The sequence below is a fragment of the Sphingomonas caeni genome, from assembly GCF_026013415.1.
In the GTDB taxonomy this organism is placed as follows: Bacteria; Pseudomonadota; Alphaproteobacteria; order Sphingomonadales; family Sphingomonadaceae; genus Sphingomonas; species Sphingomonas caeni.
The window spans coordinates 76734-88244 of the sequence record NZ_JAPDOK010000005.1; the positions used below are offsets into that span (position 1 = coordinate 76734).

At 65.3% G+C, this 11511-nt stretch carries 9 protein-coding genes and 1 tRNA gene; 4 read left to right on the top strand and 6 right to left on the bottom strand.

Translation table 11 applies throughout. The annotated features are described in order from the left end of the window. The 5 genes from OF829_RS13535 to OF829_RS13555 all read right to left on the bottom strand — a co-directional run bounded on the left by OF829_RS13535 (position 1) and on the right by OF829_RS13555 (position 7543). Positions 1–1032, bottom strand: a complete 1032-nt coding sequence (locus tag OF829_RS13535; RefSeq protein WP_264940612.1) for a cupin-like domain-containing protein — start codon at positions 1030–1032, stop codon at positions 1–3. After that, positions 1032–1754: a SapC family protein gene (locus tag OF829_RS13540; protein WP_264940613.1), complete on the bottom strand. Its 723-nt coding sequence runs from the start codon at positions 1752–1754 to the stop codon at positions 1032–1034. The genes OF829_RS13535 and OF829_RS13540 overlap by 1 nt, the downstream gene beginning before the upstream one ends. 227 nt (positions 1755–1981) lie before the next feature. After that, positions 1982–5023, bottom strand: coding sequence for a TonB-dependent receptor (locus tag OF829_RS13545; protein WP_319951556.1), 3042 nt, complete (start codon positions 5021–5023; stop codon positions 1982–1984). Between the two features lie 381 nt (positions 5024–5404). Beyond that, positions 5405–7288, bottom strand: a complete 1884-nt coding sequence (locus tag OF829_RS13550) for a RiPP maturation radical SAM C-methyltransferase (protein ID WP_264940615.1) — start codon at positions 7286–7288, stop codon at positions 5405–5407. 165 nt (positions 7289–7453) lie between these two features. After that, positions 7454–7543 (bottom strand) — tRNA-Ser (locus tag OF829_RS13555). 157 nt (positions 7544–7700) lie between these two features. Here OF829_RS13555 and hspQ point away from each other — a divergent pair. Next, positions 7701–8081, top strand: coding sequence for a heat shock protein HspQ (gene hspQ / locus OF829_RS13560; protein WP_264940616.1), 381 nt, complete (start codon positions 7701–7703; stop codon positions 8079–8081). Positions 8082–8093: 12 nt separating this feature from the next. Here hspQ and OF829_RS13565 read toward each other — a convergent pair whose 3' ends face one another. Beyond that, positions 8094–9695, bottom strand: coding sequence for a hypothetical protein (locus OF829_RS13565; protein ID WP_264940617.1), 1602 nt, complete (start codon positions 9693–9695; stop codon positions 8094–8096). 236 nt (positions 9696–9931) lie between these two features. Between OF829_RS13565 and rplU the strand changes: the two genes are divergently transcribed. The 3 genes from rplU (at position 9932) to OF829_RS13580 (ending at position 11333) form a co-directional block, all read left to right on the top strand. After that, complete coding sequence (gene rplU / locus OF829_RS13570; RefSeq protein WP_264940618.1) at positions 9932–10315, top strand: 50S ribosomal protein L21; 384 nt, start codon at positions 9932–9934, stop codon at positions 10313–10315. Positions 10316–10332: 17 nt separating this feature from the next. Continuing rightward, positions 10333–10602 (top strand): 50S ribosomal protein L27, encoded by a 270-nt coding sequence (gene rpmA, locus OF829_RS13575; protein ID WP_264940619.1) that lies wholly within the window; start codon positions 10333–10335, stop codon positions 10600–10602. Between the two features lie 173 nt (positions 10603–10775). Next, positions 10776–11333: a GNAT family N-acetyltransferase gene (locus OF829_RS13580; RefSeq protein ID WP_264940620.1), complete on the top strand. Its 558-nt coding sequence runs from the start codon at positions 10776–10778 to the stop codon at positions 11331–11333. Positions 11334–11511: the final 178 nt, after the last annotated feature.

Sequence of the window (11511 nt, forward strand, 5' to 3'; positions counted from 1 at the left end):
CTATCGATTCAATTTGTTGAGCAGCATCGCTCGCAGCCGCCGCGCCTTGATCTCGTCGAGCGGGCCGAGATTGCCGCGTGCGGCCTCGGGCAGGTGCGCGGCTGGCAGATCGGCAGGGCCGAAGATGTAATAGTCGAACAGCGCCTTCCACGCGGCCTTTTCGGGCTCCGGGCGGTCGCGCAGGCTGAGCAGCGCGTGGAGCAAGGTGTTCTGCGGCGTGTCGATGAAGGCGGGCGAGGTGTTCCACCAGTAATTGATCAGCAGGTTGAAATCGTCGAGCGCCTCGACATGGTGCCACCACAAGGCCGGGTAGAAGAGCAGGTCGCCGGGCTCGAGCTCGGCCACCTGCCCTGCCGCCTCGGCCTCGGCGAAGCGCGGGTAGCGGGCGCGGTCGGGGTCGCGGAAATCGACCATCGAGACGACCTGCCCGCCCGGCGTGGGCTCGAGCGGGCCGGGATAGAGGTTGGCGACCTGATCGGGCGGGAACAGGGTGAAGCGGCGATGGCCGGCGACGCAGACCGCCATGTTGTTCGACATGTCGTAATGCGCGCTCGCGGTGGTGCGGTTGCCGGCCCAGAGGCTGACGATCACCGGGTTGGCGGCGAACATCGGGTCGTTGAGCGCGAGGTCGTTTTCGGCGCGCAGGCCGGGGAGGAAGAGGTCGAGATCGGTCGAGCCGAGATAGAAGCTCGGGGCCCCGGCCTCGCCGAGATGCGCCTCGACGCTGGCGAGGAATTCGGCGAGCGGCAGCCGCCCGGCCTCGAAGTTCATCGCGGTGGCGTCGTCATTGTAGAAGAAGCGGCCGCAGATCTCGGGTGCGCCGGCATAGCCGGTGACCGGACGGCCGCTGTCGAAGCGCTTGAGGTACGCCATCGCCGCGCGGGGAGATTCGAGCCCCGCCTTCACCAGCGGCCAATCGCGCGCGACGCCCTTGAGGATCACCGGTTCCTGGCGACCAAGCAGCTCGGCATAGGGGATCGCCGCCGGATCGACCCCGAATACTTCGCGGGTGCGGGCGGCGATCGCGGCCATCAGCCGGCGCGCTTGCGGTTCTTGAGGTCGATCAGCCGCCCGACATTGGCGAGCGAGGCCGCGGCCAGATAGGCAAGGCGCAGATAGCCCGCGCGGTTGAGCTGCTCGAGCGGCTCCCCGCCCAGATCGGCGAGCCGGTCCTGCGCGATGGTGAAGAAGCCGGGGAGATCGTACTGCGTCTCCTCGTCGAGCGCGATCTGGAGCTCGATCGGCTGGATCAGGCCGAGCGCATCGAAGGCGGCGAACATCGGCTGGGCGAGCTCGATCCCCGAATAGAGGGTGCGGAGCACCGCCGCGACATGCTCGAGATAGGGGGCGTTGCCGCCATGCGGCAGGAACAGGGGCTCGCCGGCCTCGCGGCCCACGCGCGGATCGTCGAGATCGATATGGATCATCGGCTCGCGCGTGTCGGGATCGTCCTTGCTCGCCTGGAGCCCGATCATGAAGGGGCCGCGGCGGTGGACGGCGGGGACATAGCGCGCGGCCCAGCCGCTCTCGCCCAGGAACAGATTCTCGTCGCGATCGAGCCCGAGCAGCACCACCGACTGGAAGGCGCCGCTCTCATCCTGGCGGAACAGGATCGGATATTCGCGCTGCACATCCTCATATTCGGTGGGGAAGATCAGCGCCTGGTTGACGCTGTCGCCATGCTCGGCGCCGTGACGGAAGGTGACGCGCAGATCGTGATGATCGACATTATTCAGGAGGACATTGTTGGTCATGAACGGCTTTCGTGCCCGGTGACGGGATGCCGGGCCATCGATACCTAGAGCGAGATGCGTCCAGGTTGAACCCTCTCTCGTCATCCCGGCGAAAGCCGGGACCCAGGGTTACGAGCGACGCCGTACCTGGCTCTGGGTCCCGGCTTTCGCCGGGATGACGGTTGATATTCAAGAGAAAAGGCCGCTGCGAACAGCGGCCTTTCCCTTAAGCGAACATGGATCGAACCTCAGAACTTGAAGCGCGCACCGAACAGGAAGAGCGGCTTGAGTTCCTGGGCGAACCACAGGTTGGTCGAGTCGCGGCCATAGCTGCGCACCGGCTCGCTCGTCAGGTTGATCCCTTCGAACGAGAGCTGGATGTTCTGCGTGAGGTCGTAGCTGACATTGATGTCGAGCGTGCCGAACGGCGCGAAGAACACCGGGTTGCGATCGCCGCCGCCACGGTTGGTCTGGCCGAGATACTTGTCGCGCCAGTTATAGGCCACACGTGCCGACACGCCGTACTTCTCGAAGATCAGCGTCGCGTTGAAGCTGTCCGAAAGACCGAGAAGCGCGAACTGGTCGACGCTCGGGTCTGCGCCGATGTCGATCTTCACGTCGCCATAGACCTTGGTGTACGAACCCGCGAACCCGAAGCCGGTGTCGCCCAGGAAGTATTGGGCGGCCAGTTCGAAGCCGTGGATCTTGCCTTCGCGGTTGTTGACCGGTTGCGTCACCTGGAACTGGAACAGCGGGTCGCTTGCGTCGGCGGTGATGTCCACCGCCGCCAGCGTGGCGTCGACGAAGGTCTGGTCCAGCCCGGTGCCGGGCGTGTAGTGCGCGTTGAACTGCGCGGTGGCCGCGGCGACGCTGCCGGTCTGGACGATCAGCGCGGTCATCGTGAACAGGTTCACGTCGCTGATGTCCGCGCCCAGGCCCGTCAGCGCGGTCTTGGCCGCACCCGACCGCGTGCCGGCCTGACCCGAGGACGGGTCACGCAGACCGAACAGGTTGCGCGTGGTCTGACCGGTGCCGACGAAGTTGCGGACGCGCTTCTCGAAGAAGCCCAGCGAGATGTAGCTGTGCGGTGCGAAATACCACTCGGCCGAGACGTCGAAGTTATCGGACACGAGCGGAAGCAGACCGGCGTTACCCGAGGTGCCGGTGGCGACGCCGCCGATCGCGGTCGGTCGGGGCGGCGCATTGGCCGTGTCCGAGACGAACAGGTTGGCATAGTCCGCACGGGCCAGGGTCCGGCTGAACGAGGCGCGCAGCTTGACGTCCTGAACCGGCTCGATCGAGAAGTCGAGCGAGGGGAGCAGGTTGTCATAGTTGCCCGTCGCGCTCACCGGCTGAACCGTCGCCGAGCTGATGCGGGTGAAGTCGTTGTCCGACACCCACAGGATCGCCTGCGGCACCGTCACCAGCGCGGTCGAGACGACGTCGGTCTTCTCGTAGCGGACGCCGGCGAGGAAGGTCGACGGCATGCCGCCGATATCGCCGCGCCAGCTGAACTGGCCGTACACCGCCCAGGTCTTCTCGCTGACGACGTTGTAGTTGTTGCCGCTGATGTTCACCGGATGGCCGGGCTGGATACCGGCGGTCGCCGGATCGCCGTCAGCGGCATAGGCCGGCGACAGCTTGTTGTAGAGATCGACCGCATTGGCCCGGAAGGCAATCAGCGACGAACCGGTCGCACCCGGGTTGAAATGGTCGAACTTGCACTCGAGGCAGAACTGCTGGACCAGGCCCGGGGCCAGCTGGTTGACGTCGCCCGGGTGGGTGATGCCCCAGTCGCCCAGCGTCTGCTGGGTCTGGACCTGCTTCGAAGTCATCTTCGAGTCGATATAGTCGCCACCGAAATCGAAGCGGCCTTCGTCGCCGATCTTGTAGGTGAAGTCGATTCGGCCCTCGTGGATGCGCTGGCTCTGGCTCGACGCGTTGGTGCGCGCGACCTGGGTGCCCAGGTCGCCCACATCGACGACGCCATTGTTATTGCCGCGCAGCGCATCGTTGATGGTGATGCTCTGCACCGGGAAGCCGTTCGAATAATCGACCGAGTGCGCCGCGATCACCGGGGCGCCGATCGAGACCAGCGTCGAGCTGGTGCCGTTGGGTGCATCGGGATCTGACGTCGCCTCCGAGATATGGCCGTCGAGGCTGACGCTGAACGCGTTGCTCAGATCGAACTTCGCGTTCAGGCCGTACGAATGCAGCTCGTCGCGGGTCGCGCGATACTGCTGCTCGAAGCCCTCGTCCTTCACGCCGTTGATGTTCTCCTGGAGGAACACCGTGGTCGCGACGATCGGGTTCTGGTCGAAGCGCACCTGGCGGAACGGACGGTTGAACCAGTTGGTCTGGTCGGTACGCTGCTCGCTGGTGCGGTTCCGCACATAGAGTGCGTCGGCGGTGATCTCCGCGCCCTCCCACGGACGGAATTGGACGACCGCCGATCCGTTGATGCGCTCGCGCTCCGAGGTCGACCAGTGATAGCGGCTGTCGTTCGGGATCGAGACGAGCTGGTTCGTCGTCGGCAGATTGGTGATCTGCGTCTGCGCGTTCACGAAGCCGTTGCCGGGGTTGGTGAAGTCGTCGCGGCGGCGGATGTTCCAGGCATTCGAGGTCGCGCTGGCGGCGGCCGATTCGCGCTTCTGGTAGCTGCCGAACAGGCTGATGCCGAACGTGTCGTTCGGATCGGACCAGGCGACGATGCCCGAGACTTCGGGGGTCGCGCTGAACTTCTCGTCGCGGGCGGTGTCCCACACCGCCTTGGCACCGATCGACCCGCGGAAGCCCGATTCCGAGCCCGCGAGCGGACGTGCCGTCACGATGTTGATCGTCGCGCCCAGACCGCCGGTCGGGATGTTCGAACGGCCGGTCTTGTAGACCTCGAGGCGGCTGACGCCTTCCGCGGCGAGGTTCGAGAAGTCGAACGAACGGCTGGTGCCGCGGCCGAAGTCGACATTCTGGTCGCCGCCGACGGCGACGACGTTCGCGGCCGGCATCTGGCGGCCATTGAGCGTGACGAGGTTGAAGCTGCCGGCGAAGCCGCGCGCGGTGACTTCCGAACCCTCGCCGTTGACACGGTTGATCGAGACGCCCGGAATGCGCTGGAGCGACTCGGCGAGGTTCGTGTCGGGGAACTTGCCGATGTCTTCCGACGAAATCGAATCGACGACGCCGTCCGAATTCCGCTTGATGTTCATCGCCTGATCGAGCGCGCCGCGAATGCCCTTCACGACGATTTCGGGTTGTTCCTCGGTATCCTGCGCATAGGCGATGCCGGGCACAGCCAGACATGCCGCAACTGCAAGTGCGGACGCCGTGCGCGCGAGCGCCGGCGATAGCCGAAAGCTTCTCATAGGTTTCCTCTCCCTCGCCAGCGAGCTTCTTACGGCTGCCGGCTTTTTCGCTTGGAGTCGTCTCATGCGGCTCCGGATGGTACCGCTACCACCACCGCCAACGTTGTCAACATGAAACAAATAGCCAAAATGGCGTTATTTGTTATAATGTTGCCGAATTGCCGCATAATCCGGGCTTCGAACCGATGTTACGCTAACATTTTGGGGTTATTGTTGCGCATTTGAACAAAGGGTCCGTTTTGGCCGGTCCGGAAAAGCCAATGTTGCCACGACGTTGCCGGCCAACTCTCGCGCCGTTTCCGGTGCAGATCAAGTAATATCAAAGATATCGGGAGTGGCGGAGAGGGCGGGCTTCGAATCCGCGGTACGGCTGGCCACAGGGCGCATTTCGGGTGCGGCGGATACGGCCGCTCCCTCCCCCCGGGCGAGGTCATCCCGATCGGAATCGGCCAGCTCGCGGGTCACGACGCTGAGCAGCTTCCCTTCATGCTCGATGACGTAACCGCGCGCGAGCAGCTCCTCGAGCACCGTGGCGGTCACCGTATCGATCGCGTCGCGCGTTCTAGGCCGTTCGAGCAATCGCAGCGCCAGCGCCCAATCGGCGGGAAGCTCCAGATATCGCTCGCGCGCGATGCGGCGGGTATCCACCAGGACCGCCGTGCCCGTGTCCGTCGCGGCGATGCGCAGCTCGGGCGGCGCGCCGACGATCCATTGGAGCCGCCATTCGCCGATGGCGCGCGCGATCGGCCGGCGTGCCTCGGCATCGTCGAACAGCGGCGTCGCGTAGTCGCCGCGAAAATGATAGGCGATGGCATCGAGTGGGGCATCACGCGGATAGAGGCCCCGATAGTCGCGGATCGGCTCCACCGCGGCGATGCCGAACGCGCCGGGCGTGTTGAAATAGGGGCTGTAACGGTCGATCAGCAACGGGCTGAAGCCCTCGGGCGGCTGCAGATGCTCGATCGCGGAAATCCAGGGAACCACGGCGTCGTAATGCTCGAGACGCTCGCCCGGGAAGCCATAGAGATAATTCCACACGACCGTGATGCCCAGCGACCGGCAGTCGCGCAGCAGCATCAGATTCTGGTGCGCCGACACGCCCTTGCGCATCAGCTTCAGCACCGGTGTGGACAGCGATTCGATCCCGGGCTGGATCGCCCCGATTCCCGCGCGGGCCATCAGCGCGAGTTGCGCGGCGGTGAGATTGGCCTTCACTTCATAGAAGAGCGCGGGCGGGCGTTCGCGCGCGGCCAGCACGGGCAACAGCGCGTCCAGATAGCGAAGCGGCATGATGTTGTCGGCAACCGCATATCGGCCCACGCCCCACCGCGCCTCCAGCGCATCGAATTCCTCCAGCGCGCGCGGCGCGGGCTTTTCGCGGAATGCCATGGTCGCACCGTTGAGCCCGCAAAAGGTGCAATGATTCTTGGCGCCCCACCAGCAGCCGCGCGACGTCTCGACCGGGAGCGCGTCCGGCAATGCCGCGGGCAGGCGCTCCTCCGCCTGGGCGGCGCGAAGATCGGCGAAATAATCGTCGAAGTCGGGTGCCGGGCTGTGGCGCAGGTCGGCCAAAGGCGGGCAATGGATGACGCGCGGCGCATCGGGGGCGCCGTCGCGCAGCAGATCCGCGCAGAAGTCGGGAAAGGCGATATCGGCCTCGCCCGAAAAGAAATGGTCGATCCAGGGCAATATGCCGGCCAGCGCTTCCCCCATCGGCGAGGCTGCATTCGCGCCGCCCAGGACGATACGGATCCCGGGTGCGGCACGCTTCACGCGAAGCGCGATCGCGGACGCGGCAAGCGTCTGCTGGTACACCGACGAAATACCCAGGATGCGCGGGTTCAACGCGACGATCTGCGCGCAGACCGCGTCGAGAAACGGGGCGATCACAGGTGCGATGGCGTCGTGCTCGGCCCGGATCGCCGCGGACAGGGGGTTGGGCTCATCCAGGACGGTGCCGGGCGGATAGGCATGCGGCACGAACAGGCGCTCGCCCAGCATCGAGGCAAAATTGCTGTTCGCCACCGCTCTGTAATGGGGATGCCCCACCCGGGCGGCGAGCATCAGATTGGCGTGCAGCACACGCGTGGCGAACCCGCGTTCCCGGCACGCGGCGGCCAGGATCGCAGGGCCCAGCGAGGGTGTTTCCACTTGGGCGAACGGCGGAACCACCAGGCAGATATCGAGCCGCATGACCTACCTATAGATCAAAAGTCCGCGGTTCATATCGGGGCTGCAACGGCCGCGAGGACGTGGCGAGGGTCCGAACCCGCAGGGGTTCGCAAGCCCGCCGGCCGGTCAGGCCGCCCCGTGGGAGGGGTTCGCGAAGCGAATAAGCCGTGAGATCAAAAAAGACCCTGGCGGAGAGGGTGGGATTCGAACCCACGGTACGGTTACCCGCACGCCGCATTTCGAGTGCGGTACATTCGACCACTCTGCCACCTCTCCGCGAGGTCATTTGCCCCGTCCTGGGACGGTACCGGCTGATCGAGCGGGGGCCTCTAGCGCAATGATTTGGGCCGCACAAGCGCCTCTACGCTGCTTTGGGACAACCGGACCCCAGCTGCCGCCTTGTGCGGCGCTCCGCAATCCTTAGATTAGGGGCATGACCAGCCCTGCCCTCCCCGCCGAACCGTATGAGCCCGGGGTGCCGATGCCCCCGGTCGCGACCGCACGCTTCGCGATCGGCGAGGTGGTGCGCCACCGGCTGTTCGACTTCCGCGGCGTGGTGTTCGATGTCGATCCGGTCTTCGCCAATAGCGAGGAATGGTATGAGGCGATCCCCGAGGAGGTCCGCCCGAGCAAGGACCAGCCCTATTACCACCTGCTCGCCGAAAACGAGGATTCGAGCTACATCGCCTATGTCAGCCAGCAGAATCTGGTGACCGACGAAAGCGACGAGCCGGTCGATCATCCGGCGATCGGCGGGCTGTTCGATGGTTATGCCCGTGGCCGGTACATGCTGAAGCGCACGCACCGGCACTAGGATTGCCGCGCCTCAGGCCGGTATCTTGAAGAACTGCTTGAGCGACTGGGGTTGCAGCACCTCGGCGTTATAGCCCGTCCAGGCATGCCGCGTGACGAGCGACATCCGGTTGCCCATCGCCATCAGCGACGCGTTGGTCAACGGCATCAGCGAATTGGTGCCCGCGACTCCCAGATCGACCTGGTTGACGTCGATCCCGAGCTTGTACCCGCCGCCCACATCGGCCGCGGCGGGCTGACGGAAGCTCTCGTCGGGCTGGGCGACGATCCACCCGCTATGCTCCACGTTGCGCAACTCGCCATATTGGAGCGCGAGCACGAGCCGGTTGGTGCCCGGCATCGTGACGAATTTCACGCCGGTCACGACGGACGAGAAATTGCTCGATTTGCCCGAAAGATCGGGCTCGGGCGCATAGCCCATCCCGAATTCGAACTCGTTCTTCACCACCATGATGAAGGCGTCGCCCGGCTGGACGATCATATCCGGGCGCAGCGCGCCGCGATAATCATGATAGTTGGTCGTCACCGTGCGGCTGCCATCGCCGTTCAGCGTGACGACGGTGCCGGAAAGGTACCAGAGCGGGAAGCCCCCGCCATAGGACTGGTAGGCGAGGCTGAGCGCGGTGAAATAGGAATTGAGCGGCGCGATCAGCGGCCGGGCGAAGAAGATCGCCCCGTCCATCTTGCCGACCGCATGGCCCCATTCATTGTCAATATCCCGCTCGACCGACAGCATGAACTGGTTGGACGGCGCCTGATCATAGGCGGTCAGCGCGCAGATGCCGCGATCGTCGAGGATCGCCGGCGCGCGGTGCTTTTCGAAGACCGCGGCGATCGACGCCCAGGTCGAGCCCGCGGTGCCGGTGCTGCCGAGATCGTCGAGCACATAGCCGACATCGACCATGCTCCGATCATAGCCCGGCTGGGTCCGATAGAGCGAGAGCGCCGCGTTATGGACATAGACGATCGACTGGATCAGCGTTCCCATCGACTGATACCAGCTGAACAGCGCCGAATAGAGCGATTCGCCCGTCATGCTTCCCGATTTCGCGGTCAGCTGGGCCTGGCACAGATTGCCCCACAGCGTGAGCGGGCTCGGCGCGCCGACCACATCGGTATCCAGCGTCGAGGCCATCGTCTCGAGCAGGCCGGACAGTTCGGCCAGCACGCCAGTGTCGCCCTCGCACCATTGGCTGATCGGGATTTGCTTGCTGCCGACCGTGACGGTGGGGGCACCCCCGCCGGTCACCGTCTTCAATTGCTGTCCGCGCGCCTTGGCCCGGGTCGCCCAGCCCTGCATCTCCTTGGCGAAGGCATTCCATTCGGTCTGGACCTCCTCCTCGGAGATCTTGTTGGTCAGGTCCTGAAAGCCCTTGGTGACGGTGTCGCTCAGCTTGTCGATCGCATCGAGGATCAGCTGCGTGTCGCTCTTGGTGCCCGAAAAGAGCGCAATCAGCGTCTGGACCGAACCAACCGCGGCCACCGCGGAATTGAACGCGCCGAAGACCTTGCCCGCGGTCCCCAGCGCGGACATCACGCCGCTGGTCTCCTGCGCGGCCTTGGCGACCTTGTCGGTAGTGCTGGTGCCTGCGCCGCTGCTCGTTGGTGTTGGCATGATCTTCTCCCCCATATGCGACGACTGCCCCCGCGCAGCGCGCCGACTTGGCGTATCTGCATTGTTTCGAACATGAAACCGATATTATGGGTGCGTTACTGGGCCGGCGGGCGGAAGCGCCACCCGCACGATTGCCGTCCTGAGCGGTTGACAACGGGCATGCCTTCGCATAGCTGCGCCCTTCCTCCTGCCGGGGCCACCCCGGCGGGCACATGCTTTTGTTAGAGAAGAGACCCATGTTCGCAATCGTGCGCACGGGCGGCAAGCAGTATCGCGTTGCCGCAGGAGACAAGATCGTCGTCGAGAAGCTCGACGGCGAGGCCGGCCAGGCGATCACGCTGGGCGACGTCCTGCTCGCGGGCGAGGGCGGCGACCTGAAGGCGACCGACGGCCTGACCGTCTCCGCCGAGATCATCGCGCAGGCGAAGGGCGAGAAGGTCATCGTCTTCAAGAAGCGCCGCCGGCATAACTATCGCCGCAAGAACGGCCATCGCCAGCAGCACACGATCCTGAAGATCACCGCCATTGGTGCCCAGGAAGAGAAGAAGAAGGCCGCGCCCAAGGCGAAGAAGGCCGCCGCTCCCGCTGCCGAGGCTGAAGCCCCGGCCGCCGAAGCGTAAGTCAGGAGTAATCGAGCATGGCACATAAGAAAGCAGGCGGCTCGTCGCGCAACGGTCGTGACTCTGAGTCGAAGCGCCTTGGCGTGAAGAAGTTCGGCGGCCAGGCCGTCGTCGCGGGCAACATCCTCGTGCGCCAGCGCGGGACCCGATTCTACCCGGGCGTCAATGTGGGCATCGGCAAGGACCATACCCTCTTCGCGCTCACCGACGGCCGCGTGTCGTTCCGCGAGGGCAAGCTCGGCCGCAAATTCTGTTCGGTCGATATGATTGCGGAAGCAGCCGAATAACATCGGGCAGCCAGCCGGGTTGCCCACCAGGGCGACCCGGGTCCGGAAACGGACCAACGCAAAAGGGAGACGGGTCGCCCCGGCTCCCTTTTTTATTGCTCCCTCGACATGCGGTTGAAACGAACGCGTCACAGGGATGCGTCACGGGGCACCGCAAGACCGAGGAGATGGTCATGTTCGTGCGTACGCAAAGACTGACGCTGCGGCCCGGCTGGATCGAGGATGCGCCCCAGGTGGCGCGCGCGATCGGACATTGGGACGTGTGCTCGAAGCTCGCGCAGGTGCCCTGGCCCTATACGCTGGGCGATGCCGAGGCGTTCCTGATGCGCCCGGCCGAGATCCGGAGGCCGATGTTCTTCATGTTCGCGCATGAGGGCATGGCGCCGCGCCTGATCGGCGGGATCGGCATCCATGCGACCGACGAGGGTGAATCCGAGCTCGGCTATTGGCTGACCCCGGACGCCTGGGGGCGCGGCTATGCGACCGAGGCGGGCGCCGCGGTGATCCGCACCGCGCGCGACACGCTGCGGCTCAAGCGGCTGGTCTCGGGGCATTTCATCGACAATCCTGCTTCGGGAAAGGTGCTGCGCAAGCTCGGCTTCCGTCCGACGGGGCGCGTGGTGATGCGCGAATCCCGCGCACGCGGACACGCGACGCCGTGCGCGACGTTCGAGCTGGATCTTTGCGCGGGCGGCGTAGGCGACGACCCGGACGCGCGAATGGCGGCTTAGCATGATCCTCCCCCGCCAGGGGGAGGTGTCAGCAAAGCTGACGGAGGGGGAGGTAAGCGGCCACGTCCGTTTCGTGTCCTCCCCCTCCGACGCCTTCGGCGCCACCTCCCCCTGGCGGGGGAGGATTGAAAAAGGCGCTTGACCTCACCTTTACTTGAGGTTGCATGACCCCGGGCGG

Excerpts from the sequence above, each read along its gene's own strand:
- OF829_RS13565 (WP_264940617.1), bottom strand. The coding sequence starts at position 9,695 with ATGCCAACACCAACGAGCAGCGGCGCAGGCACCAGCACTACCGACAAG.
- hspQ (WP_264940616.1), top strand. The coding sequence starts at position 7,701 with ATGACCAGCCCTGCCCTCCCCGCCGAACCGTATGAGCCCGGGGTGCCG.
- rpmA (WP_264940619.1), top strand. The coding sequence starts at position 10,333 with ATGGCACATAAGAAAGCAGGCGGCTCGTCGCGCAACGGTCGTGACTCT.
- OF829_RS13580 (WP_264940620.1), top strand. The coding sequence starts at position 10,776 with ATGTTCGTGCGTACGCAAAGACTGACGCTGCGGCCCGGCTGGATCGAG.
- OF829_RS13535 (WP_264940612.1), bottom strand. The coding sequence starts at position 1,032 with ATGGCCGCGATCGCCGCCCGCACCCGCGAAGTATTCGGGGTCGATCCG.
- OF829_RS13540 (WP_264940613.1), bottom strand. The coding sequence starts at position 1,754 with ATGACCAACAATGTCCTCCTGAATAATGTCGATCATCACGATCTGCGC.
- OF829_RS13550 (WP_264940615.1), bottom strand. The coding sequence starts at position 7,288 with ATGCGGCTCGATATCTGCCTGGTGGTTCCGCCGTTCGCCCAAGTGGAA.
- rplU (WP_264940618.1), top strand. The coding sequence starts at position 9,932 with ATGTTCGCAATCGTGCGCACGGGCGGCAAGCAGTATCGCGTTGCCGCA.